Annotated in this window: 16 protein-coding genes, 1 tRNA gene and 1 pseudogene; 6 read left to right on the top strand and 12 right to left on the bottom strand. The window is 60.5% G+C overall.

Annotation, left to right across the window (positions count from 1 at the left end):
* Nucleotides 1–171 precede the first annotated feature (171 nt).
* The 3 genes from CAURIC_RS01115 to CAURIC_RS01125 all read right to left on the bottom strand — a co-directional run bounded on the left by CAURIC_RS01115 (nt 172) and on the right by CAURIC_RS01125 (nt 5,083).
* Nucleotides 172–2,517, bottom strand: coding sequence for a 3-hydroxyacyl-CoA dehydrogenase NAD-binding domain-containing protein (locus CAURIC_RS01115; RefSeq protein WP_035114251.1), 2,346 nt, complete (start codon nt 2,515–2,517; stop codon nt 172–174).
* A 112-nt stretch (nt 2,518–2,629) separates the two neighbouring features.
* The gene (locus tag CAURIC_RS01120) at nt 2,630–3,859 is read right to left on the bottom strand and encodes an acetyl-CoA C-acetyltransferase (protein ID WP_035114253.1); all 1,230 of its coding nucleotides are present in this window, start codon (nt 3,857–3,859) and stop codon (nt 2,630–2,632) included.
* 171 nt (nt 3,860–4,030) lie between these two features.
* On the bottom strand, nt 4,031–5,083 hold the full coding sequence (locus CAURIC_RS01125) for a class I SAM-dependent methyltransferase (protein ID WP_425474816.1): 1,053 nt from the start codon (nt 5,081–5,083) through the stop codon (nt 4,031–4,033).
* Between the two features lie 401 nt (nt 5,084–5,484).
* Here CAURIC_RS01125 and CAURIC_RS01130 point away from each other — a divergent pair, with 401 nt between their 5' ends.
* Complete coding sequence (locus tag CAURIC_RS01130; protein ID WP_290183028.1) at nt 5,485–6,660, top strand: glycosyltransferase family 4 protein; 1,176 nt, start codon at nt 5,485–5,487, stop codon at nt 6,658–6,660.
* Here the strand turns inward: CAURIC_RS01130 and CAURIC_RS01135 are convergent.
* Nucleotides 6,638–8,503 (bottom strand): MmpA family trehalose lipid delivery protein, encoded by a 1,866-nt coding sequence (locus tag CAURIC_RS01135; RefSeq protein WP_052095006.1) that lies wholly within the window; start codon nt 8,501–8,503, stop codon nt 6,638–6,640. The two genes, CAURIC_RS01130 and CAURIC_RS01135, sit on opposite strands and share 23 nt — an antisense overlap.
* 33 nt (nt 8,504–8,536) lie before the next feature.
* Nucleotides 8,537–9,805 carry a porin PorA gene (porA, locus tag CAURIC_RS01140; protein WP_052095007.1) on the bottom strand — a complete coding sequence of 423 codons (1,269 nt, stop codon included), beginning with the start codon at nt 9,803–9,805 and terminating at the stop codon, nt 8,537–8,539.
* 188 nt (nt 9,806–9,993) lie between these two features.
* On the opposite strand from porA, the gene CAURIC_RS01145 reads away from it, so the two are divergent.
* Nucleotides 9,994–11,154 (top strand): acyltransferase family protein, encoded by a 1,161-nt coding sequence (locus CAURIC_RS01145; protein WP_035114255.1) that lies wholly within the window; start codon nt 9,994–9,996, stop codon nt 11,152–11,154.
* On the opposite strand, the gene CAURIC_RS01150 is transcribed toward CAURIC_RS01145, so the two are convergent.
* From CAURIC_RS01150 to CAURIC_RS01160, 3 genes are all read right to left on the bottom strand, one after another.
* Nucleotides 11,046–14,831 carry a DUF3367 domain-containing protein gene (locus tag CAURIC_RS01150; RefSeq protein ID WP_035114257.1) on the bottom strand — a complete coding sequence of 1,262 codons (3,786 nt, stop codon included), beginning with the start codon at nt 14,829–14,831 and terminating at the stop codon, nt 11,046–11,048. The two genes, CAURIC_RS01145 and CAURIC_RS01150, sit on opposite strands and share 109 nt — an antisense overlap.
* A gap of 62 nt (nt 14,832–14,893) precedes the next feature.
* Complete coding sequence (locus tag CAURIC_RS01155) at nt 14,894–15,106, bottom strand: DUF2613 domain-containing protein (protein ID WP_035114259.1); 213 nt, start codon at nt 15,104–15,106, stop codon at nt 14,894–14,896.
* A gap of 94 nt (nt 15,107–15,200) precedes the next feature.
* A complete protein-coding gene (locus CAURIC_RS01160; protein WP_035114260.1) occupies nt 15,201–15,668 on the bottom strand; it encodes a universal stress protein in 468 nt (155 codons plus the stop codon).
* 289 nt (nt 15,669–15,957) lie between these two features.
* Between CAURIC_RS01160 and CAURIC_RS01165 the strand changes: the two genes are divergently transcribed.
* Both CAURIC_RS01165 and CAURIC_RS01170 read left to right on the top strand, forming a co-directional pair.
* Nucleotides 15,958–17,391: a glycoside hydrolase family 3 N-terminal domain-containing protein gene (locus CAURIC_RS01165; RefSeq protein WP_290183033.1), complete on the top strand. Its 1,434-nt coding sequence runs from the start codon at nt 15,958–15,960 to the stop codon at nt 17,389–17,391.
* Between the two features lie 612 nt (nt 17,392–18,003).
* Nucleotides 18,004–19,590 (top strand): VanW family protein, encoded by a 1,587-nt coding sequence (locus CAURIC_RS01170; protein ID WP_235700729.1) that lies wholly within the window; start codon nt 18,004–18,006, stop codon nt 19,588–19,590.
* Between the two features lie 324 nt (nt 19,591–19,914).
* Here the strand turns inward: CAURIC_RS01170 and CAURIC_RS01175 are convergent, their stop codons facing one another.
* From CAURIC_RS01175 to CAURIC_RS01190, 4 genes are all read right to left on the bottom strand, one after another.
* Complete coding sequence (locus CAURIC_RS01175; RefSeq protein WP_425474812.1) at nt 19,915–21,240, bottom strand: Nramp family divalent metal transporter; 1,326 nt, start codon at nt 21,238–21,240, stop codon at nt 19,915–19,917.
* A gap of 432 nt (nt 21,241–21,672) precedes the next feature.
* Nucleotides 21,673–22,086 carry a hypothetical protein gene (locus CAURIC_RS01180; RefSeq protein WP_035114262.1) on the bottom strand — a complete coding sequence of 138 codons (414 nt, stop codon included), beginning with the start codon at nt 22,084–22,086 and terminating at the stop codon, nt 21,673–21,675.
* A 54-nt stretch (nt 22,087–22,140) separates the two neighbouring features.
* Entirely contained in the window at nt 22,141–22,497 is a 357-nt protein-coding gene (locus tag CAURIC_RS01185; RefSeq protein WP_035114263.1) for a hypothetical protein, read from the bottom strand.
* Nucleotides 22,498–23,328: 831 nt separating this feature from the next.
* Nucleotides 23,329–23,402 (bottom strand) — tRNA-Gly (locus CAURIC_RS01190).
* Between the two features lie 196 nt (nt 23,403–23,598).
* On the opposite strand from CAURIC_RS01190, the gene dcd reads away from it, so the two are divergent.
* Together dcd and CAURIC_RS01200 are read left to right on the top strand one after the other, a co-directional pair.
* Nucleotides 23,599–24,165, top strand: coding sequence for a dCTP deaminase (gene dcd / locus CAURIC_RS01195; protein WP_035114264.1), 567 nt, complete (start codon nt 23,599–23,601; stop codon nt 24,163–24,165).
* Between the two features lie 100 nt (nt 24,166–24,265).
* Nucleotides 24,266–25,141: pseudogene (locus CAURIC_RS01200) on the top strand (ABC transporter ATP-binding protein); the annotation flags it as partial.
* Between the last annotated feature and the right edge of the window lie 135 nt (nt 25,142–25,276).

The raw sequence follows: 25,276 nt of genomic DNA on the forward strand, positions 1-25,276 counted from the left end.
CGGAGTTCTGCTGCACATTGTGTGAATGAAGGTGGGGGTGGGCTGCGATCCGCCGGGTGGGCTGTGATCCGCCGGGGGCTATGGGTAGTGCCCCGTGTCAGCAGAGCGCCCAGCACCCCACCCCATCCCGGCAAGTTCACGCCCGTCGCGGCAGCCCCCGCCCCGCGGAGATTACTTCCGCAGGGACTCTGGAACCTCGAACCGCTCGCCGTACTTCGCGGCCAGCTCCTCGGCACGGGCAACGAATCCAGCCACACCCGCGGTTGGGTAATCGCCACCGTCGGTCTCGGCCTTCTTGCCTGCGGGCAGAACGGCGCCGGCAGGGCGCGCGTAGTTCTTGATGTACTGGCGGGTACCACCCGTCCAGGCAGGGAAACCGATACCCAGGATGGATCCGATGTTCGCATCGGCATCGCTGGTCAGAACGCCCTCATCCAGGCACTTCTGGGTCTCGATGGCCTCGGCGAACAGCATGCGCTCCACGAGGTCGATGAACGCAGGCGCGTCTGCAGCAACGTCGGAACCGGCAGCCTTCTCGGTGCCTTCCAGCTGGCCGTAGCCCTCAGCCTTGCGTGCAGCGCCTTCGGTAGCGCCGTCCAGGCCGTGGCCGGAAAGGGTGGACTCTGCATCGGCAACCTTGACCTTGCCAGCGCCCAGTTCGTCCCACAGTCCGCGCCACAGTCCAGCGCGACGACCTTCTTCGTTGTACTCGTAGAAGCCCTTGCCTTCGAGTTTGCCCGGGCGGTCGTACACGTCCAGCATCTTGTCGACAATCTCGGTCACACCGCCATCGTCGACCTTCAGTCCAGCAGCTTCCTGAGCAGCGCGCGTCTCGGAACCAATCTTGCGCGCCAGCTTCAGGTTCAGCTCATCTTGCAGTTGCAGTGGTGGCGCTGGGTAACCAGCTTGGCGACCGGCAGCTTCGATGACGGCTGGGTCCACACCTTCGGCGAGCATGCGCATCGCCTCGTTCAGGAAGAAACCGATAACGCGGGAGGTGTAGAAGCCGCGGGAGTCGTTGACCACGATCGGGGTCTTGCGGATCTGACCGGTGAAGTCCAGGGCCGCGGCCAAGGTCTCATCGGAAGTTTCCTCGCCCTTGATGATCTCAACCAGCGGCATCTTGTCCACAGGGGAGAAGAAGTGGATGCCGATGAAGTCCTTTGGACGTTTCACACCGGTTGCCAGCTCCGTGATCGGCAGCGTGGAGGTGTTGGAACCCAGCACGCAATTGTCTGGCACAGCGGCCTCAATCTCGGCCCACACCTTGTGCTTGAGCTCGGTGTTCTCGAAAACGGCTTCGATGACGATGTCACAGTCGGACAGGTCGGAGTAGTCTACGGATGGTGTAATGCGGTCCAGCAACGCCTTGGACTTCTCTTCGGTGGTCTTGCCACGCTTCAGCGCCTTGGCTTCCAGCGCCTCGGAGTAGGACTTGCCCTTTTCCGCGGCCTCCATCTTGATGTCCTTCAGCACGACTTCCATGCCGGACTTGGCAGCTACGTATGCGATAGCTGCGCCCATCATTCCGGCACCGACCATACCCAGCTTCTGGAATTGGCGTGGTTCGATGCCTTCGGGGCGCTGCCCGCCACCGTTGCAGTACTGCAGGTCGAAGAAGAAAGCCTGCATCATGTTCTTGGAGGTAGGGCCGGTGACCAGTTCTACGAAGTAGCGGGTTTCTACGCGGGTGGCCTCTTCGATGTTCTTCAGTTGCAGACCTTCAACGGCGGCCTTGAGGATTGCCTTCGGTGCAGGCATTGGGGCGCCCTTGATCTGTTTGGTGACGTTAGCTGGGAAGGATGGCAGGAATGCTGCCAGTTTCGGGTTGGTGGGGGTGCCACCTGGAACCTTGTAACCTTCGGTATCCCATGGCTGCTTGGCCTCGGGGTTTTCTTTTGCCCACTTCTTCGCAGCGTCGAGCAGCTGGTCGGCTGGCACGATGTTGTCGATCAAGCCGGTTTTCTTCGCGTCCTCGGCATTGAACTGACGACCGGTGGTGAGGACCTTCATCAGTGCATCTTGCAGGCCCAGCATGCGGACCACGCGGGTCACACCGCCGCCACCTGGCAGCAGGCCGAGGGTGACTTCAGGCAGCCCAACTTTCAGTCCCTTGGCGTCGGAGGCGATGCGGTGGTGAGCGGCTAGCGCGATCTCTAGGCCACCACCCAATGCGGCGCCGTTGATGGCGGCTACGACTGGAACACCCAGGGTCTCGAGGGTGCGCAGGTTGGCCTTCATGGTGTCGATCTGCTCGGTCAGCGCAGGGGCGTCTGCCGGGGTGGCCTTGATCATGGATTTGATGTCGCCGCCAGCGAAGAAGGTCTTCTTTGCGGAAGCTAGGACGATGCCCTTGACCTCACCGGCCTCTACGGCTTCCTTGACCTTTGCCACGGTGTCCACGAGGTCGTTTTGGAAGGTTTGGTTCATGGTGTTGACCGGCGCGTTGGGGTCATCCATCGTCAGGGTGAGGATGCCGTCTGCGTCCGTCTCCCACTTGAACATGTTGTCGCTCATTTGTGTCTCCTAAAAGCTCTTTTTATTCCGACGCCGCCTTGTTTTGCGTTGTTCGTGGCCTCGGATTGGGGGCTTGTTTTCTTCGGATTTGGGTTGGTGGAAGACGTGCCGTTTAGACGCGCTCGATGATGGTTGCGACACCCATGCCGGCGGCAACACACAAGGTGATCAGAGCGTAGCGGCCACCGGTACGGTGCAGCTCGTCCACAGCGGTGCCGGTGATGATTGCACCGGTTGCGCCCAGTGGGTGGCCCATTGCGATGGCGCCACCGGAAACGTTGAGTTTCTCGTCTGGGATGTGCAGCTCGCGTTGTGCGCGCAGGACCACGGAGGAGAATGCTTCGTTGATCTCCCAGATGTCGATGTCCTCTGCCTTGAGGCCGGCTTTGGCGAGGGCTGCACGGGATGCTGGTGCCGGGGCGGTCAGCATGATGGTGGGCTCGACACCGGAGGTGGCAACGGAGACAACGCGGGCGCGTGGCTCCAGGCCGTAGTCCTTTCCAGCCTTTTCGGAGCCGATTGCCAGTAGGGCGGCGCCGTCGACGATGCCGGAGGAGTTACCAGCGTGGTGCAGGTGGTTGATCTTTTCCAGCTGTGGGTACTTGGTCTGGGCCACGGCGTCGAAACCACCCTGGTCGCCAATGGTGGCGAAGGCTGGGCGTAGGCCGGATAGGCTTTCAACGGTGGTGCCAGGGCGAATCGTCTCGTCGCGTTCCAGGATGGTGATACCGTTTTGGTCTTTCACGGGGATTACCGTGCGATCGAAGCGGCCTTCCTCCCATGCCTTGGCGGCGCGTTCGTGGGAACGGGCCGCGAAAGCGTCGACGTCCTCCCGGGTCAGGCCGTCGAGGGAAGCGATGATGTCCGCGGAGATTCCCTGCGGGATGAAGTCATTGTAGAAGTTGGACTCTGGATCCAGCGCCAGCGCGCCGCCATCGGAGCCCATGGGTACGCGGGACATGGATTCTACGCCGCCGGCGAAGACTAGGTCGTCCCAGCCGGAACGGATCTTTTGGGCGGCGAGGTTCACAGCGGTCAGGCCGGATGCGCAGTAACGGTTGATCTGCACGCCGGTGGCCGTGTATGGCAGGCCTGCGTTTAGTGCGGCGGTACGGGCAATGTCCATGCCTTGGTCGCCAACTGGGGTCACGCATCCAGCGATGATGTCGCCGATGTGATCTGGGTTGATGCCTGGGTTGCGCTCCATGATTGCCTCAATGAGGCTGCTCAGCAGCGTGGTGGGCTTGATGGTGTGCAGTGCTCCGCCGGGCTTGCCCTTGCCGCGTGGGGTGCGGACAGCGTCGTAGATAAAGGCCTCTGGGGCGCCAGTGGTACTGGTCATGACAGTCCTGGTTCCTAACTTCGGTCGGGGTTTGGCCCAGTCGTTGTGCAGGAATCCGGCGCTTTTCCGGAATGCTGCCGTTCTGGCGGTAAGTTCCGGTGACGCCACCCGACTCAAACTGGGCCGTGTGTCCTAGGCCACATTACCCGCTTTGTCCACACTTAGTTGTATTTACATGTCTGTTCCGCCCCCGCCGAGGTCCCCCTGCTTGCGTAAGACGATGACCAAGTTGGATACCGCGAATTCGCGAAAGCCTGGAATGTGCACCATCCACCACGCCCACCAGGGGTGATAACGAGGAAACGCGGCGATAAACTCTGCCGCGGGTGTGGCCCCAGTAGAACTCGGGTATGCGCCTGCATCAAGCGCGTCCGCACCCATGGCACGCGGAATGGTCTCACTTGCACTATGGTCTGCCGCGGGTGCAGTCCCGGTAGCGCTTGCGCCGGTGTGGGAACCATTTGCGTCCGCGGGGAGAAGTTCGGCACCGCGACCAGCTTCACGCGGATTCTCCGCACCCCAGCCGTAGCGCAACCCGGCAGCTGCGGACACGTTAAACAGGCTTTCGCCCCACCTATTCTTCGGTTCTTTGCCGTGTTTCCGTCGGTATCGCCGCGCGGCAAATTCCCCGCCTACGTAGTGCTGCCACAAACCAGTTTCGTGCCCACCGAACGGGCCCAGCCATACGGTGTAGCTATAGATAACGACACCGCCGGGCTTGGTCACCCGCAGCATCTCATCGGCCATTCGCCACGGGTCAGGCACGTGCTCGGCCACGTTGGAGCTGTAGGTAATGTCAAAAGAATTATCCAAAAAAGGCAGGTCAAGGCCCGATCCGCGCACTGAGCTCTGCAGTTTGATACCCGCTGCGGCCATTTCCCCAACATCGGGCTCGCACGTGTAGTACGTGGCGTCAGCCTTGGAAAAAGCCACCCCGAAGTAGCCTGGACCGCCGCCGACATCCAACACCCGGGTTCCGGCTAGGCTGCGGTCCTGGGGTGGGTTGTCGGTATGGCCATCAACTGGACTGTCGGTTGGGTTGCCGCTACGGGTGTCTGCTTCTTTATCTGACGCCGTCGCGCCCCGCCACACCGCTTCAATCAAGCTCACGGTATCCGCGGCTAGGTGTCCGTAGAAAATGTCCGGACGGGTTTGCTCGTATTTGAAATCGGTGAGCAGGCCCCACGCTCGGCGGAAACTAGCACGGGGGCGCCAGAACTGCAGGGTCTGGTGGGTGCGGCGGGTGAGGGCGAGGGTGCGCCATCCGCGTGGGGTGGCACTGTTAGACGGGGTGGTAGTGCTGAGTGGGGTGGTGCGCGAGGTGCGGCGGGTGAGGGCAAGGGTGCGCCATCCGCGTGGGGTGGCGCTGCTAGACGGGGTGCTACTGCCAGACGGGGTGGTAGTGCTGAGTGGGGTGGTGCGCGAGGTGCGGCGGGTGAGGGCGAGGGTGCGCCATCCGCGCGGGGTGGTGCTGCTAGACGTGGTGGTGCGCGAGGTGCGGCGAGCACGTCGTGAACCGCGGAGGAAACGGGAAAGCATAATGAAAGATACTCTTACACATTTTTCGAGCTGCTGCGTGCATTCTGGCAAGTCCACGCGACGAGACCGCTAAACTATTTATTGTTATGAAAATTGTCCTGTTGTGCTGGCGCGATACCAATCATCCCGAAGGTGGGGGAAGTGAGCGGTATTTGGAATCCGTGGCGCAATACTTGGCCGATCAGGGCCATGAGGTGATGTTCCGCACTGCTATGTACCCAGGGGCAAAGCGCTTTGAGGTTGTGCAAAAGCTCGGTCATGCACCTGTGCAGTTTTCCCGAGGAGGGGGCAATATCACCGTGTATCCACGTGCGTGGTTGGCGCTGCTGGCGGGGCGGCTGGGCTTAAATGTTGGGCCACTCAAGCGGTTCGGCACACCGGATGTGGTTGTGGATACTCAAAATGGTGTTCCGTTTTTTGGGTCGCTGGTTTCTGGCGCACCCACCGTAGTGCTGACCCACCACTGTCACCGGGAGCAGTGGAACGTCGCAGGACCGGTGTTGTCACGAATTGGGTGGCTGATTGAATCCCGAATCTCGCCCTGGTTGCATCGCCGGAATCGATGGGTCACCGTCTCCCAACCATCGGCGGAGGAGCTGGAGGAGCTGGGCGTCGATAAAAAGAAAGTGACAATTATCCGCAACGGTGTAGACCCAGTACCGCACGGCCTCGACCGCGAGAAGGTGGGCAAGAGCAAACAAACGGTTCGGTTGGTGACGCTGTCTCGGCTGGTTCCGCACAAGCAGCTGGAACACGCTTTGGATGCGGTGGCAGCGCTGCGCCGGACGCACCCCAACGTGCGCCTAGACATCATTGGCGACGGTTGGTGGTTGGAGAAACTACAGGAGCATGCGGCGGAGCTGGGTGTGGAGCCCTACGTGGTTTTCCACGGGCATGTTTCTGAGGAGCTAAAGCACCGGATCTTGCAGCGCGCCGATATTCACGTGATGCCCAGCAGGAAGGAAGGATGGGGTTTGGCCGTGGTGGAAGCGGGCCAGCACGCAGTGCCCACGGTAGGGTACGAAACATCGGCTGGGCTGCGCGATTCCGTTATCGATGGGCAGACAGGGCTGCTGGCAGGGTCTGCCGGGGGGTTCATCAACGCGGTGGAGCAGCTGTTGGATCACCCAGAATGGCGCCGTGAACTGGGAGTGAATGCCCAGCGACGGGCACGGGAATTTAGCTGGGATGCCACGGGGGCGGCATGGGCTCAGCTGTTGGAGGAAGTCGTGGGGAGAGTCAGCGAACCCCCACTTCCTTAGGATCGTCGTGAATAGGCACCGGCGTTCGACCGGATAAGTACTTCCAGCGCCACCACTCTGGGTAACGCACCCACGCAGCGTACAGTGCCCAGATCGCCAGCCAGAATCCGATCGTTGCCACCAGCCAGAACAGGCCGATACCCAGGCGGACGGGAACATCGGTAATTTGCTCGTTATCCAAGTTGGGGTTAGGAATGCGGTACAGCGAGTACTTATCGATATCCAAAGCCCGCTGGTAACCGCCGTCTTGGAGTGCCTTGATGGCGCGCGACATGTTGAGTTGCTCGGAAACGGAACCCCAGTCGATCAAAACCCAGCCAACTCCGTTGGCCTTTAGCGTGTCGTGGCCCTGCATGATGGCCAGCAACAACTCCATGGAGGTCCTATTACCATCGACAATGCGGCCGTCGACCACCAGGTATCCCGGATCCAATGGGGTGCCGGGCAGTAACTTCAGTGCCGGATCGATGACAGGGTAATCACCCAACATGCGGTAATTGCCCGGCGGTAGCAGCAGCACCTTGCCGCGCGGGGCGGCGGAAACCGAGTTGGAAATCTGCTCCCATACTGGGGACAGGGGCCGCGGTGCTACGGGTTCGATGTCTTTCGGCAATCCCGGCACGTTCCCGATGATGAGTGCGCACAGCAGCACACCCACTCCGCGTTGCAGCCAGCGGGTCGAAACCGGCTTATTCCGGACCTCGGTTACCGGGAAGAAAGACTTCGAACGATCGCGCCGGTAATCCATGCGCTCGATCACCACACCGGTGAGCAGTACCATGCCGGGGAAGGCCAGGGCCACGAACTTCTGGGAATCGCGCAGCAACCCCGCCCCCGGAACCGTGCTAATGAGCCACCCCATCAGGGCGAGACCCGGATCTGTGGACAGCAGCGCGGGCACAATAAAACCGGCGATCGTGAGGATCGTCAGCCCCCTGTAGACCCGCCACAATTCACGGATGCCCAGAATCAGGATCGCGGTGAGGGCAATTCCCACAAGCTCCGACAGCGTGTGGCGGGAAGGTGCGGAGGCCTCGACGTTCCAGATTCCGCCCAAGCTCAACAACGCGCCGAACGTGCCTGTGTGGTGTTCTGCACGTGGGGCAAAAACTGCGGCGGACGCCGGATCCGCTAGCGTTCCACCCGTCGCATTGGAATTGACTAACGCCGCGATCAACCAGGGTGCGCTTAGCAGAAGGCTGACAAGGAAGATCCACAAGCGCTGCACCCACTGTGTGAGGAAAATAAGGGCGATGATTGCCGCGAGGATCACACCGGTGGGGGTTAAAGCGCATACCGTCATGACGATCAGCAGCATGCCCCACAACCGCGAGGCTGCGAAGTAGGCCACGGCAGGCAGAAGCATGGCCGCGCTGACCAGCGACCAGTGCCCTTGCAGTAGCCGTTCTACGACGAATGGGTTCCATACAACAAGCAAACTGGCGGCGAATTGGGCAATCAAACGGCCGCCCGCCATGGTCTGCACCATTTTGGCGGCGGCGAATGATCCAAGGGATCCGCTGAAGACCATGACCAGGGCGGCCATTGTGTAAGCCGGAATTGCCGGCGAGAGAATCGCAAGAATCGCATCTTGCGGAACGGCGCGGGGTGCCCCTTCTGTGGCACCCATTGTGATGTTGTTGACGGTGATCTGCGCCGGGAGGAACATGTCGCGCAAGGCGAAGGCCTTGTTCGTCATGTCCACGGTGGTGAGCGCGGCCCAGAAGGGCCACAGGGTGAGTATTGAAAGTAGCACCGACCACGCGGGAATAATCCACGGATTCTGATGGGGCAAGCCATCGTGCCGTGTGCGTGGTTCGAACGTAGTGGTGCAGCTTTTCACCTGCCCAACCTTAGTGCACGTTGGCGGGTGTTCCTAGACGCGGCGAGCAGTGCCGTGGGCAACGTGATCGCTGTCGTAGTCAGCGCCAGCGTGGCGCTCTGCGCGGCGGCGCTTCAGTGCCATGATCAGGCCGGCCAGCAGAAGCAGCAGACCCAGTGGGCCGAGGATCCATGGAACGGTGGTGCCCATGGTCTTCAGGGTGCTCAGGCCTTCCTTGGCCTTGTCCATCTGCTGTTCCTTGGACGTTTCGTTCCACGCGCCGGGGATGTACAGGGCGGTGCGCTTAGGGTTGTCGATCTCAGCCTGACGGTTCTCTGGCTTAACCATCTCGTCGGCCTCGGCCTGATCCTTGGCGTAGAACTGCCAGATCTCTTCTTCACCGTTGACGATCACACCGGTATCGGGCTGTACCCACAGGGTGCGGTTCACGGTGTAGTAACGGGACAGCTCCACCTCGGAGCTCTTCTCGTCCTTCTTATCCTTGTCGTCCTTGTTCTCCGCCTTGTCCTGTGCTGGCTCCTCAATACCCCAGATCTTGGCAGGGAACTTCAAGCGCAGGGATGCGAGGGTGCTCTCGTCAGCCTTGGACAGGTCACCATCGGCCTCCAGCTGCTCCTTCAAGCGGGAGTGCAGCTCTACCGGTGCCACGGTTTGGTGGAATTTATAAACCTTTTCGCCACCTTGCTCTTCCTCACCCACGTAGTCGATGGGCTGTGCCTTCAGTGCCTGGGCATCGAAGTAGTCGTAGGAGCGACGATCGGTGCCCATAGGGAACTGGTACTGAATACCTGGGCGAGTGAATGGGCCGATAGCGGCCTCGGCGTTAGGGCTCAGTGCGGGAGCGTTCACGTCCAAGGTGGAGACCGGGTCTGGAACGGGCATCTGGGTCTTACGATCCAGAGTCACGCGGTCAACGGTTGCGTTCACCAGATTCTTGGGCTCTTCGCGGTCGGTGCGAAACAGTGTTTGACCAGCTTCCAGGGTCACAACCTTATCGTCTGTTGGCTCCTGTGCGCGAGTGAAGCGCTGGGACTGAAGTTCCACGTCCTTGAGGATGAAGCAGCTAACCTGCTTGTCCTTACCGCGGCATTCGGGACGGCTGGCCTTATCTTGGACGGGCTTGCCCGCTGCCAACGCGTTTGCGTCCAGCAGGTTGCTCTTAATTGGATCCGTACCGGTGGTGGATACGATGTCCTTAGGCAATACCTTGCCCTTGGGAACAACGTAGGTGGGCAGTGCGATCGCGAAGATCAGCATGGCGGCGCCCAGGATAATCAAGAGGGAGGAAAGTACCTTCTTCATGGATTCGTGTCCTGACTGTTTCGTAGCATTGAGTCCTCGGCGCTACCGATTGGCCTGCCTCGGCACATAGCGTGAGAAGATTCTCACACTTTAGCTAAATCGAATAGTTTCTGTTGGCAAAACGCTGAAATATTTGTATAAGAGGGTAGCAATATTGAACCCATGAGTTAAGCTGATCGCTGATTGCTATGACCACCAGCCCCCGCCCTCGGTTCCTCCCCGCGCTCGAAGGCCTCCGCGCGGTGGCTTGCTGCGGAATCATCGTCACGCACGTGGCCTTCCAAACCGGCGCCGATCACGGTTCCCTCTTTAATCGCATGATGGCCCGCACGGATTTTTTTGTGCCGGTGTTTTTTGCACTTTCGGGTTTCCTGCTGTGGCGCGGTCATCACGGTTCTTTTTCTCATTCCTACGACGCCGCCAACCTCCGCACCCTCGCCGGTTATTACGTCAAACGGGTTGGCCGAATCATGCCCGCATACTGGGTCACGGTCGCCGCGGTTCTGTTGGTTTTTCCCGTCGCGGAAAACCCCAATGCGCTGGCGGTAATCGCTAATTTCTTCTTAGCTCAGATCTACGTGGACGGTGGGTTGGTCGGTGGTCTGACCCACCTGTGGTCCCTGTGCGTGGAGATGGCGTTCTACCTGGTCATGCCGGTGCTGGCTATCGTGATCGGTCGTCGTAATCGCGCGCTGCGCGTGGCTATCATCGTTGCGTTGAGCACCTTGAGTTTCGGCTGGGCGTTCATCCCCGCGTTCGTCGCAGCCCCAGGTCCAGGCGAATTGAATCCGCACATTATGCCTCCCGCGTTCACCGCATGGTTCGGCGTGGGGTTGCTGTCTGCTGAGCTCGAGGGCATCAGTGGCCCGCGTGCTGAGCGGATCATTTCCCGTCTACGCCCGGTGTTTTGGCTATTGGCTATCGCCATGCTGGTGGTGGCGGCATCCGATGGCCCGGAGGGGCTGACACATGCGGAGCCCGCGGAGTTCGCTCGGCGTACGCTGTATGGTCTTGTCTTTGCAGCGTCGCTGATCACCCCTTATGCCCTCGCGCCGCGCTCGGCGTTTTTCGAAAGCCCGTGGATGCAGGCGCTGGGGCGGTGGTCGTATTCCATCTTCTTGTGGCACATGGCAATGCTGTCGCTGGTGTTCCCATTGCTTGGCATCGGGTTGTTTTCCGGGCACACGGCACTCGTGTTGGTTACCACCTTCGGCCTGACCGTTCCCGTGGCCGCCTTGAACTATGCGCTGGTGGAAGAACCCGCGCGTCGGTGGATCAACGCGTGGTGGAAGCGGCGCAGCAGCGCCGATAGCACAGCTAAGCCCAAGGCTGCACCTGTCGCCAGCTGATCCCCGGCGTACACTTCGGATCCCCATGGCCCCTGCGAGGCCAGAACCAGCGCCACGGCAGATGACGCGCCGAAGATGACGGTGTTCACCGACAGCCACAGGCGAGAAACCCGCGAATCCGAAGGGGTGCGGGGGAGGTCGGAGCGGGGCGTCGAGACAAAAGGTGAATCAGGAAAAGAGCCGCCAACCGCAAACAAGCCGCGCCGCCATATGGAGGCACCCAAAGTAATCCACATGGCAACCAGGATCGTGGCAGCGACCAAGCCGACTGCCAGCCACGCGCGGTATGTCGAGGTCGGGGCGAATTCCACGGTCAGCTGCCCGCCCACACCCGCGGGCACGATCCACCCTTGCTGCCAGCCGTTGACCGTGATGGGCTGCAACCGGCCGGGATGACCTGCGATGGTGGCTTGGCGCCCGGGGTTGGCCTGTGAGGGGGAATAGATGATGCGGGGTTTATCGGCTGGGGCGATATCGGCCGTTTCCCGGCCGGGGGCTGTGTGGGCCGCCGCCTTGCTTCGGGTTGGGGTGCTGGCCTCTGGGCCGCTGGGTTGGCTTTCATTCTTTTCGACGCCCACCTCTACCCCCGCCGGCGAATTGGCAATGGCGGCCGCGTACAGCGGTTCGGCGATGGACAGGGCCACCCACCGGTCCATGCTGCGCACCTCGTGGGTGCCGCCGGCGAGCCGAATCACATCCCCGCAGTGGTATTCCTTGCCGTCCACGGTCGCACGGATGGGCTGCCGTGAGCTGCAGCGGTCGGTGTGCAGAACGTAGGGTGTGCGGGTGTCCGCGGCGCCGGGGACGGTGAATTCACGGATGAGAGTGGATTCCGGGATTTCCTGGCCGAAGACGAACCGGTTAGTGCGGGCGGGCGGGGCAACAGTGGAAACCTCGGGAGTAGACGCCGATGACGATGACTCGGCGTTGTTGGCAGCGCCGGGGGCCCCAGCAGCGGAACCCGCTGATGGTGCAGCAGCCGGCGCAGGTACCGTGACGATGCGACGGGGCGTGAGGTCCTTATCTTTCTCGCTGACCGTAGCCTCCGCCAAGCCGAAGTCACCGAACGCTGAAATGATCGTCAGGCGAATCGTATCCGCGTGACCAGCAGGAACAGTGATCTTGTTGTCTTCGCCACGCTTGCTGGAAGTAGTTGTGCTGGCCACGGTCTTGCCATGCAATAACGTGGTGACCTGCAAGCGAGTGGGTGCGCCTTGCGTGCGGATCGTCAGTGACGGCCGCGTGACGGTGGAATCCAAGCGGAACTCGATCCACTGCCCGGGAGCCACTCCGGGAGCGGGGCGCCATGCAGTGCGGGGATTGCTGTCCACTGCAGCCGTGGGGGAGCTGATGGTGGAAGCCCCGCCGAAAGATGTGGGGTCACTGGCGGAGGAGCTGGCCACCACGCGCCCACCGACCTCGCGGACCTGGGTGAGCTTGTCCGCCGGAACCGGCTCCAGCGCAGTTGCGGTATCCGCTGCCGGGGAGCCCGATTCCCTCTGCCCCACACTGCCCGCGCGCAGTGGGTAATCCTTCATAGGGTTCAACAGGAAGGTGGGATCTTTTGGCGCGCGGATCTCCGAATCAGCATTGACTACGTTGCCGTAGTTGTGCTCGCGCACAGCCGGGGTATCGGTCACGGTTTGCGCTGGGCCAAAGACATTCGCCTGGCCACCGCCACGCAGATTCTGCGGGATCTGCGCATCCAGCACGCGGGTGCGGGCCTCACCGCGCCGGCCTAGGGCGGCATCGGCGGCATCCAACCGGGGCAGGGTTTCGGGACCGGCGTGCACAACCTCCACGTTTTCGGTCTCCACCAGGCGCAAACCGCCACCGAATCCGGACTGGCCGACCTGGAAGATGCGCACCTGCTTATCGTCACCAAACGCAGCGACCTCGCGGAAACCACCCGAGCGCTGCAGCGTTTTCAGTACGGCCTTGGGGCCTGGCGTATCCGACGCTGCGGTCAGGTCGCTGCGCACGAGGACAAACCCCACGCCCTGATTGCGCAGCGTGGCCGCCAGGGACGGAATCGCATTGCCCGAATGGACCTCCCGTTGTACGCCATCTAAACCGCGGATGGCCTCGGGCTGCACCAGCGGCACGGAATCGCGGACTACCCACGGTACGTCCAGCCAGGGCTGGGCGGGCTCATCGCGAGTATTTCCCCACGTCTGCCTACCGAACCGAGCCTCGGGCAGGATCATTGTGCGCGCCGGGGTTGAGTGCCCGGTAGGCGCCCCACTGGGGGTGTGGGTGTTGAGCCACTGGGAGGCGTCGGCCCAATAAGAAGGCACACCGCGGTACGCATCGGCGGCAACGATCCGCCCAGACCAACCGGTGGCAGTGACGATGGCTAGCAATAATCCCACGGCGATGGCGCGGGGGACGTTCGTGTGTTTTTCGGGGTGCAGCCACAGTGTCCACTTTTCACGATCCAGCCCCGGCCATTGGATACCGCGCAAGGTCACGGCAACTCCGGCCACCAACGGTAAGCGCACCAGGGGATCGAATTTGTGCAGGTTACGCAGGGCAGCGCCGGGGCCGTCTAGGAACGCGCGGTAGCTCTGCGACAGTGGACTGAACTGATCCACCGCTGCGACCATCACCAGGAATCCCGCGCCGAAGACCAGCCACCACCGCAGCGGCAGGTGGCGCATTCCCCACAGTCCAAGGAGGGCAACAGCTACGGTGGCCACGATGAACACGGGTTCGACCACCAGGGCGTGCCCACCGGCGCGTTCGGTGGAGAGGAACGGAGTCCAGGACGTGGTTCCGCGCAGCACCTCCAGCGGATTGAGCCAGCGCGTGGTCAGGGAGGAGGACTCGATATAGTCCGTGAACGGTGGCGAGTAGCGCCCCAGGATTAGCAGTGGCCCGATCCACCAGAACGTGGCCAGCAACCCGCCCGGCACCCACCACAGGGCAAAGTAGGCCGCGGCGCGCCGGGTTAGGTGCCGTTGTTTGCGCTGGTCGGTGGTGGAGGGTGGTCTTATATCCGACGCCACCCCGGTCCGCCCACTCACAATCACCGCGAGCCACCACAGGAAAGCCGGTAACGTGGCAGCGGCGGTGGCGACGGCGTTGACGGCACCGAGGCAAAGGATCGCGACGGCGCTGGACAGTGCAGCCCAGGCCAGTTTGGTACGTAGGGTTTTGGTCAGGCGCGACTGGGATGCGTGCGCAGTCTCCCTCACCTGCGCAAACCCGCGCACCATCGGCAGTAGAATCCATGGCACCAGTGCCACGGTCCAGGCTTCGGAGCTAATGGCCCCTAGGGTGGTCAGCAGGCGCGGGGACAGTGCAAACAGCACACCGGCGATGACCCGCGATGACCGCGAGCCCACCCCGGCGGCCGCAAGCAGCTTGACCGTGCCGGCGAAGGCGAAGGCCAACAGCATTCCCCACCACAAGCGCTGCACGATCCACCCCGGCAACCAGCTGAGCAACGCAAAAAACAGCCCATGGGGGAACAGGTATCCATAGGCTTGGTTTTGTAGCTGACCCAGAGGGAACGCATCCGTCCACGGGTACAGTGCTTGGGCTAGAAATCCCCACGGATCGCTGGTGAGGTCCAGCTTGGTATCCGCGGAGATCAGCCCCGGGGCTTGGAGGAACGCGAAAGCGAACCACGCGAGGGTGGTTAGGATCCACGCGCGTTTAGAAAGTGTCTGCACACCTATCTCGAAAAACTATGGGAGTTCGCCTCCCGGTCCGTGTGATGGACGGGGTCGGTGACTTATTGATCGGAAACGCGGCCGCCGTATTGGACGGAGCCCAGGAATGCGTTGTCCTCGTTCACGGCCAGCTCGGACTCGTTGGGCAGCTCGGTGTTATCCGCCATAGCGCCTGCGCCGAAGGCGAGGGCACCACCGAGGATCACGCCGGCAACGACAGAAGCGATAGCTGGGCTTACAGCGCGGCGTGGCTCGGAATCAGTTTGGTAAGGCATGCGGTTTTATCCTGTTCTCTTTTCAAGGCGGGGCATGAAAGTCGATTGTCGCGGTGCGCACAACGCAACCCCGCGAGTAGCACTGCGTTATAGCTTAGTCATCTTCGCTGGCCGGTGGCACAATCAGTACCGGGCGACCAGCATTTTTGATGATGCTATCGGACACACTGGACTGCAGGAGTGATTTCCAGCCAGAAAGTGCTCGTGTGCCTGTAACAATCAGGTCTACATCCAGTTCGTCCGCAGCGTCGACAATCGCGCTCCAAATGGCTGTTCCAGACTCTACCAAAAAAGGTTCGGTAGCAAACCCGTTTTGGCGAGCTAATTCCACACCTTCTTGGCACACGTTGACGGCCTCGGTGTATGCGGGATCATCATCGTTCGGTTCGGTGGAGGCATCGGCGGACCAATCGTGTTGCATCATGCCGCTCATTCCCGCAGCGCGCGCGGCTTGACGGTGAATGGGTTCCCACACGGTGAGGATGTAAGCGTTCTTCGCGGACAGGAACCGACCAGCGTGTTCCACGGCCAGTCGCGCCTGGTCGGACCCATCGTAGGCAATGAGAACCGTATCCCCGTTTGGGTCGAACGCTGGTGCGGCGGGCGCGGCGGCAGTATCTGCGGCAGCGTCTGCGGAAGTGTCTGCGGAAGTGTCTCCGGCGACCGTAGGGGCGGCGACGTTGGCGACACTACCGTTTGCGTTGGCGTCTGTAGCAGCCGCAGTGCCAGCGCCCGTTGCAGCGATGGGTTGTTCGTTTGGGGCGGTCATGATCTGGTCGTGCTCCTTACATCCATAACGTCTCCCGCTGTCATCTTTGGGTTCGGCGGGTTCCACTCACTACGTTAGTAGTATGCGCCGAATCCTTGTTGTTGTTTCCGCTTCTGCGTTGCTTTTGGCGAGTTGTTCTACTGATTCTGGGCCGACGCCACCTGCAGCCGACTCCGCCCAGAACAGGCCCTCGTCGTCCACGCTGGCGGATTCCTCGACTGTCAGCGCCCCCGCCGATAAGAACGCCGGTGATGCGGGGGATGCGTACCGCGCGGGGCGATCCGCGGGGATGAAGTGCGAAAGCTTGAGGGATGCCACGGACCGCCAACTGGCGGGGCGCCTGATGGCGGTGGGAATAACGGACTTCGCTAGCGCGCAGCAAGCGGTGGATGCCGGGGTACGGCACCTTTTCGTGGGAACTGGAAGTGACTATTCGATACTCAACGGGCAGGGGGATCCCGCCCGCAGTATCGCGGCGCTGGAAAAGCGTGCAGGGGAGAAGCTGACTATCAGTGTGGATGAGGAAGGCGGAGAGGTCCAGCGGTTGAGCGGCATTATCGGTAAGCTGCCCAGCCCGCGGGAGATGGCGGCCACGATGACACCCCAGCAGGTTCGCGCGATGATGGCCGAGCATGGTCGCAAGCTGCGTGCTTTGGGTGTGACCGTGGACTTTGCCCCGGTGCTGGACTTGGGTGGAGCTCAGGATATCAGTGCCAACGGCATTGGGTCTCGCGCTTTTAGTGCGGATCCGCGGGTGGTGGCTACCTATGGCCGCGCGTATGCGGATGGTTTGCGCGATGCCGGGATCGTCCCGGTATTCAAGCACTTCCCCGGGCACGGTCATGTGAAGGGTGATTCACACTTGGGAACGGTGGTCAGTCCTCCGCTGAGTGTGATGGAGAACCAGGACCTGTTGCCGTTCCGGCAGCTGGCTACCATGGGGACCGAATCTGTTGGTGATCGACCAGCTCCCGCGGGAGCTTCTGCGCCGGGGAGTGCTGGGCAACCTGGATCGGGGCGTGCTGAGCAACCTGGATCGGGGAGTGCTGGGCAATCTGGACCGGGGCGTGCTGGGCAATCTGGACCGGGGCGTGCTGAGCAACCTGCGCCAAGTTCCGCGGGTGATTCCTCACGGGAGACCGCTGGGCAGTCACGACCGGCGGAGCCCGTCCGGCCCGCCCCCGCGATGATGATTGGCCATATGCAAGTCCCGGGTTTGGGGGATAAGAAACCAGCCTCCATCAATCCCGCTGCATACAAGCTGCTGCGCAGTTACAAGTTCAACGGATTGATTGTGACTGATGACCTCACGGGTATGAAGGCTGTCAGTGACCAATTGAGCGGGCCAGATGCCGTCGTGGCGGCAGTGAGCGCAGGGGCGGATCAGGCTTTGGCGGCCGCTGGAGGCATCGATGTCCCAGCGGCGGTAGAGGCCCTGTCGCAGGCAATTTCCAGCGGAAAAATCCCGCGAGACCGCGCTATCGCCTCTGCCGATCGCGGTTGCGTCCTCTCGTGACTACAGGGCTGTGTGCTCCAGTGAGCGCTGGGTTGTGTGCTCTATTGAGTTGAGGGTTGTGTCTTCTAGTGACTATAGGGCTGTGTGCTCCAGTGAGCGCCGGGTTGCGTCCTCCAACGAGTACTGGGTGGTGTTCCCACTAGTGCGTCGTAGCTTCCTCACGCCCCCATCGGACAGTTGGAGGGCGCTCGCGCTACGGATGGCTGGCGTGCGCCGTAAATGCTTGCCTCGCACTGACGAATCGGACTCTAGCTGCAGTGATGAAGCACTTGTGATTCAGTGCAATTATTCAAGTTTTCCCAGCATGGGGGCATAACGGCTAAACTATTTCGCGTGAACAGCAACGAGTGGCCTAGAAACAACGCATCGGAGGGTGCCTCGAAGCACCCTCTCGATGCCGCGCATCAAGAGGGAACTCTCCACGAAGGGGTGCGCGCAGAGCAACGTGCCCAGATGAACGCGGATACAGAAATGCGCCCTCGTGATCCCCGCACCTCTCATCGCGGGGGCTCCCGCCGTCGGCAAAAGAAGAGCCGCGCGTTGCCCATATTCTTCTGGAGCCTCGTAGGTGTTCTCGGCCTAGGCGGAGTGCTCTACGGGGTAGATATCGCCATGTCAGAGGGGCAAGTCCCCCGTGGCGTGACAGTCGGCGGAGTGGACATCGGCGGCATGGGCAAAGCCCAAGCCGAACAACGCCTGCGCAATGATCTGGGTGAGAAAGTCCGCCAGCCCGTCACCGTGAAGGCCGGCAACATGTCGAGCGTGCTGGAACCCACCCAGTCGGGCCTGCGCGTGAACTGGGGCAAAACGGTCGATCAGGCTGGCAAGCAGCCTTTGAATCCCATTACCCGGATCAAGAGCTTTTACGAACAGCGTGAAGTTGGAATTGTTTCTGAGTTCGGGGATACCAACCTCAACCGCGAACTCGAACGAGTGAACAGGGAACTCACGCGCGGACCCAAGGATGCTGGCGTCGAATTAAATGAACTAGGCAAAGCCAACATCAAAAAAGACGTGCCAGGACAAACCGTGGACACAGAAAAGGTGAACGCGGCAGTCAAGAAGAATTGGTTGAATACAACGCGCACGGTCACGGTGGATGCCGATGTGACGAAAGCCCAGATTCTCACGGCTGATGCGCAGAAAGTAGTCAAGGATTTCGTCACGCCCGCGACCTCTAAGCCGATCGTATTCCACGGTCGAAATAAGGTGGATGCGAAACTTACTGCACCACACTTTGCGAAGATCCTTTCGTTCAAAGCTCAGGGCGGAAAGCTAGTTCCGCAGTGGAACAACGATGCGGCGAAGCAGATCTTGGCAGAGCAGCTGCAGGGTACGGAAAAGGAATTCCGCAATGCGAACTTCCAGGCCGATGGCAACCGCCTGACGGTGATCCCGCACCAAGACGGCATCCTCATTAAGTGGCCGGAGACCCTGGGAAAGATTGAAGACAAAGCGCTGAACAAGAAGCGCCGCGAATGGCCCGTGCAGTACGAGGATAAAAAGGCCACGTACACCACAGAGGAAGCACGCAAAGCCAAGTTCGATGATGTGGTGGGTGAGTTCACTACGGGTGGTTTCTCCGATGCCTCGGGTGTCAACATTCGGCGCGTGGCGGAGATGGTCGATGGGGCGATCGTGCTGCCCGGGGAGACGTTCAGTTTGAATGGGTACACCGGTCCGCGCGGAAAGGCGCAGGGTTTTGTGGAATCCGGCATCATCATCGACGGTCACGCGGGTGAAGCCGTGGGCGGTGGCATTAGCCAGTTCGCCACCACGTTGTACAACGCTAGCTACTTCGCGGGCATGGAAGACGTGGCACACACCCCACACAGTTACTACATTTCGCGCTACCCGGCGGGTCGCGAGGCCACCGTTTATGAGGGTGCGATCGACCTGCAGTTTAAGAATCCTTTCAACACACCCGTGCGTATTCGTACCAGTGCGGATTCTAGTTCCGTTACGGTGAAAATCTATGGGGTGAAGAACGTGAAGGTGGAGAGCATCCCGGGAGAGAGGACGAATCCGACCAGCCCCAAGACGATTGAACTGAGTGACGAGAAGTGTTCGCCGTCGTCTGGCGCGCCGGGCTTCACCACCACTGATACGCGCGTGGTTCGCGATTTGCGAGGTAAGGAGCTGGACAGGCGCACGACCACCACCGTGTATGACCCGGCGCCGATTGTGAAGTGCAAGTAGCTGGGGAGGTGCTGGGAGCGCCGGAGCAGAGCGCCCTCCTCTGTCGGATTAGCAGAATGAGATGACCCCTAGATCGCGTTGGGAGGTCTTTTCGTTCTGCTTTTCGCGCACCGGAGGGCAATGGGCGCACCGGAGGGCAGTGAGGGCCGGAGGGTAGTGGGGGCCGGGGCGGAGCGCCCTTCCCTGTTGGATTAGCAGAATGAGATGACCCTTGGATCGCATTGGGAGGTCTTTTCGTTCTGCTTTTCGCGCACCGGAGGGCACAGCCCGGCACAGCCCGGCATGAGCCCAGCACGGGTGAGCACGAACCAACCCTCCGCGCCCTTACGCCGCCCCCCTGGCCGTGAGGTAAACCAGCGCGATATTGAGCGCAATGATGATCACGCAGCACACACCAGCGATGGCGGTAAGTGCCCGCGTGTTCGCCCACCGCCCCATGACAGCGCCCCGCGCGGTGAAGATTACCAACGGGATCAGCGCAAACGGAATACCAAGGCTTAGCACGACCTGGCTGACGATCAACGCCCATGTGGGCTCGGCTCCCATGCCCAGCAGAAGCAGCGCGGGTAGCAGGGTGAGGAACCTGCGCCACAAGATGGGGATGCGCACTTTCAGAAGGTCCTTCATGACCATGTCGCCGGCGTAGCAGCCCACGGAAGTGGAGGCCAACCCGGAGGCCAACAGGCCGATTCCAAACAGCGCGCCAACCATTGGCCCCAGTGCATCGGTGACGGCGCGGTGGGCGCCTTCAATGGAATCGGTGCCGTCCTCACCTTTGAGGGCTTCAGCGGCCAGGCACAGCATTCCGATGTTCACACTGCCCGCGACAACCAGCGCGGCAGCCACGTCCCAGCGGGTCGCGGTGAGATGCCGTGCCATGGATGCATCGTTGTGCGGTTGGTAACCGCGGTCGCGTACCAACCCGGAGTGCAGGTAGATCGCGTGGGGCATGACGGTGGCACCCAGCATGGATGCGGCCAGCACCACGGTGGGGGTGCCTTGGAATCGGGGGACGATTCCGGAAGCCATCTCGCTAACTGTTAGGCCCGTGAAGAACAGCCCAGCTAGGAATCCCAGCGTGATGATGGCTAGGAACCCCATGATGACGAATTCGAAACGCCGCTGGCTCTGTGGATTCTGCACAGCCAAGAGGGCAAGGGAGAATACGCCGACGATGACCCCGCCGATCAGTGGCGGAGTGCCGAACAGAAGATACAGGGCAGTCGCCCCGCCGATAACTTCGGCAACATCGGTGGCGGCGGTGACGATTTCGGCTTGTCCCCAGTACAACAACCGCACACCCCGCCGCTGCCTCCGCTGCCGCTGGCCTCGCTCACCCCGCCGCTGCTGCGCGGGCATCCCCAAGGATTCCGCTACCAGCGAGGTCAAACTGCGCCCCGTCACCAACCCCAATTTCGCCGACAGGTATTGCACCAGCATGGCCATCAGGTTCGCGAGAACCAGTACCCACAGCAGCAGGTAACCGTATTCGGCGCCGGCGGATAGATTAGCGGCAACGTTTCCGGGATCTACGTAGGCGATGGCAGCTACAAACGCTGGTCCCAGCAAAGTGATGAGTCTCGGTTGGTGGCCGTCTTGGCTGTTTGGCGTGTGCGCTTGCTGTTGGTTCTTTTTTACCTCGACGCCCACATCCTCCTCCTTTTCATCTTCCCTGGGTGCCTAACTGTGGTGACTGCCGTCGTCAGCGGCAATCGTCAGTGAGGTCGAGTTCAATATATCGAACATTTAATTACGCTACGCCGGCACAAGGGTTGGCGCCAATTAGGAAAAGTGGTCTCAAGTGACGGGTCAGAAGTGCTTGTCTGCGTATGCCAACACGTGCGTAGGGCGATAATTAAAGAGAATGTGAGCGAATGAAAGAGAACGTGAACGCACATGACCGGTGTGCCAGCTCACCAGGAGTTTTTCCCGGAGCAAATGAAAACTCCCCGCTAGTTGGTGGCTGATTTCTCAGTCCAACTAACGGGGAGCGGTGTGAAACTTTGGCAGATTCAAGAATGCGGTCTCCGCAACTAGCCGGTGGCGAAGTCTGCGTTCTTGATGTGCTCCATCCGGTTTCTCTTAGCGGATGATGCCCTCGTGCTTCAGGTAGTTGCCAATACCGATAATCACGCTGGCGATGCTGCCGATAACGCCAGCGATCAGAGCGACGTGCAGCAGTGGGCCCCATGGAGCAGCATCTGGCTTAACGTCGGAGCCGAAGATCTGGTCAGCGTTCAGAGCCTGGTCAGCGCCGAGGGCGTTGCCGATGCGCCACAGCAGGTCGGAGCCCTTAGCCTCACCGGTCTCAGGAGCCTTATCCTGCTCAGAACCTGCAAGGTTGTCAGAGCCGGTAGGGGTGGTGTCCTCGTTGGTGATGGAACCGATCGCATTGTTGTCGGACATTGGAGCGTCCTGAGCGGAAGCAGCAGCGGTGCCAGCCAAGGCAACGGAAGAAGCGGTGGCGATAGCCAGAGCGACCTTACGAATATTCATAGAAAGTTCCTTTTCTATAGAAGAGAATCGATTTGAAGTGGGGTGAACGTGTGCTTAGCGAGCGAGGCCGTAGCGCAGGAAGTTGTAGGCAGGAGCGACCAGCAGACCGAAAACGCTAGCGATAGCGGTGACTGTTAGGAGGATCTTGGCACCCTGTGCCCAGCCGGACAGGTCGTCGAAGTTCTTCCAGCTGTCGGAACCGAATACGGCGCGACCGGTCTCAGGCTTTTCCCATTCCAGCTTGTTCTCCGGGTCAAGGTTCCGGCGGAGGTTATCCAGGATTGGAGTGTCAGACAGGATGGTATCGCCATCTGGGTTCATCGGCATCTCAGCAGAAGCTACGGACATGCCGGAAATGGCAACGGTGGTGGCGGTGGCGATTGCCAAAGCTGCATTGCGGAACTTGCGCATCTGTTTTCAAACCTTTCACAGAATGAGCGGAAGACGGAAACTTTTAGAGTCAAATCTTCTATGCGTGCCCGGTCCAGAGATTCACTCGTTCCGTATCGCTGGCTTTGACTCAACGCGACTAATTTTAGCGGAAGCTTTCAGGTAATGCGCAAGTTTAGGACAGTAACTTCTGATGAATTCTGCATGAACTTTTCTGAATATTACAAATATCAAGAATCTATCTTGCCGATTTTAATCCTTGATGAACAGAATCTAAATTCGGTACTGATTGTTGGGGTTTGATGGAAAAACTCATTCTCTAGACGTTAATCTTCATTTTGGTTGCGCGGCATTTAAGCTGAGGCGCTGCCGGTTGGAGCTAGTGCGCAGAGCTGGGCTTAGGTACCAAATCGAGGTAGGAGAATGCTGCCATTTCGTCCTAGATTTTCCGTCTCATTGCAGTGCGTATGGTACAAACAAAATAAGAACACTAACCTTTGAAGCGTCGTCTGGGGTGAAGATAAGGGGAAAACGTTGCAGTCAAACCGGTGTGAAGCCAATGAATTTGGTTAGAAGTTCGATATAGTCACCCGCAAAGAGTGAGGTGATGGCGCTTCGCGCGGTGATGAGCATGTGCCCGTCAGCGATAATGAGCCATGCGTTATGGCATCTCCGACTCGTGACTGGAGCCTGTTTAGTCCGTTGGCTAGTCGCTACCACCCCAACTTGATCAAGAACACCCGCCCCGCCCAAACATAACCACCGCAGAGCCAGAACAACGTTCTAACCCTGCGGTGCAAAGTGTCAACCATGTCGCGACTGATGATGCCAACTATGTCCCGACTGATTACATGGAGCCGATGACGGGAATCGAACCCGCGCCGCCTGCTTGGGAAGCAGGAGTTCTACCATTGAACTACATCGGCATGTGCAAACCCACGCACGTTTGAGAACGTGAATCGCACGTTATTGTGTGCGGGTAGAAGTCTAGCACTGGGTACAAAAGGACCGTGCAACCGGCACCCGGCAATCCATTCGCACCGAATCCGTCACTGCAACCCTTTCGAACTGAATCCGTCACCGCAGGCAAATTCTGTCACCGATACCGATAGAGTAGAGGCCGTGTTACTTTCAGATCGTGATATTCGCGCCGCCCTTAGCGATGGCCAGCTAGCCATCGAGCCCCACGACGATGCGATGGTGCAGCCATCCAGCATCGACGTCCGCCTGGACGGGCTGTTCCGTGTATTCAATAACTCCAAGTACACGCATATCGATCCCAAGCTGCCGCAAGAGGAACTCACCACCCTCGTCGAAGTACCCGACGATGAAGCGTTCATCCTGCACCCCGGAGAATTTGTGTTGGGTGCCACGCTAGAAAAATTCACGATCCCTTCCAACCTCGCCGGCCGACTGGAAGGAAAAAGCTCCCTGGGGCGCCTTGGCCTGCTCACGCACTCCACGGCCGGGTTCATCGACCCCGGCTTTACCGGGCACATCACGCTAGAGCTTTCCAACACCGCGAACCTACCGATTGCGCTGTACCCGGGAATGAAAGTCGGCCAGCTGGCGTTGTTCCGCATGACCAGTCCTGCGGAATCTCCCTATGGTAGCGGTGCTCTCGGCAGCAAGTACCAAGGCCAGCGTGGCCCTACACCGTCGAAGGCATACCTGAACTTCAGGGATTAAATAGCCAGCAGCTGGGGTAGTGGCACGGGAAGAAACCGCAGCTATGAAACCTCGGCGGGCCCCGCGACCTCTCCCACAGCATCGAGGAAAAGCTTCACCATTGATTAGCTTCCACAACGTCACCGTCACTTACCCGGATCGAGCAGGCTCAGCGAAGTCGAAGCGGGGTCACTCGAGCAAGGCTGAACTGAGCAACCCAAGCTCCACCAAAGCCGTCGACAGCTTCTCCCTCGAGGTACCAGCCGGTTCCACCACCGTGCTATTAGGCTCATCCGGCTGCGGCAAAACCACCTTGTTGCGCACCATCAATCGCATGGTCGAACCCACCTCCGGTGAGGTGCGCATCAAGGGTCGCAATGTGGCGGATACTGATCCCGTGCAGCTGCGCCGATCCATCGGTTACGTGCTCCAAAACGCGGGTTTGTTGCCCCACAAGACGGTGGGGGCCAACATCGCCAGCGTCATGCGATTGAACGGGCAATCCAAAACTCAGGCCGCCCAGCGTGCCGCCTCCACCGCCGCTCTGGTAGACCTAGCCCCAGAGCTGCTGGAGCGATACCCCAGTCAGCTTTCGGGCGGGCAGCAACAACGGGCCGGAGTGGCCCGCGCTCTCGCCGCGGATCCGGACATCCTCCTGATGGACGAGCCCTTCGGAGCTGTGGACCCCATCGTGCGACGTAGTCTGCAGGAACTGCTGCTAGACATTCAAAACCGGCTGGGGAAGACCATCGTGCTGGTCACCCACGATGTGGACGAGGCCCTCACCTTGGCCGATCACATAGTCTTGCTGCAATCGGGCGCGCGCATCGCCCAACAGGGCAGACCTCACGACTTACTGACTAACCCTGCGAATGACTTCGTCCGCGACTTCCTGGGCCTCTCCGATCGCCAGTTGCGCACCGTGCAGCGCAACGGCCAGCGCATTGTGGTGGATCAACGTGGCACCGTGCTGGGCACTTTGGACAACGACAGCTCGCAAGCCTCTACAGATCCCGCCTCCACGCGCCCCACTATCGGTGACTCCACCGCCGCCGACCCCGCCATCGCAGAACCTATCGCCGCCGACTCCACCACCGCAGGACCTACCATCGGCGAACCCACCGCCGCAGAA

The sequence above is a fragment of the Corynebacterium auriscanis genome, from assembly GCF_030408435.1.
In the GTDB taxonomy this organism is placed as follows: domain Bacteria; phylum Actinomycetota; class Actinomycetes; order Mycobacteriales; family Mycobacteriaceae; genus Corynebacterium; species Corynebacterium auriscanis.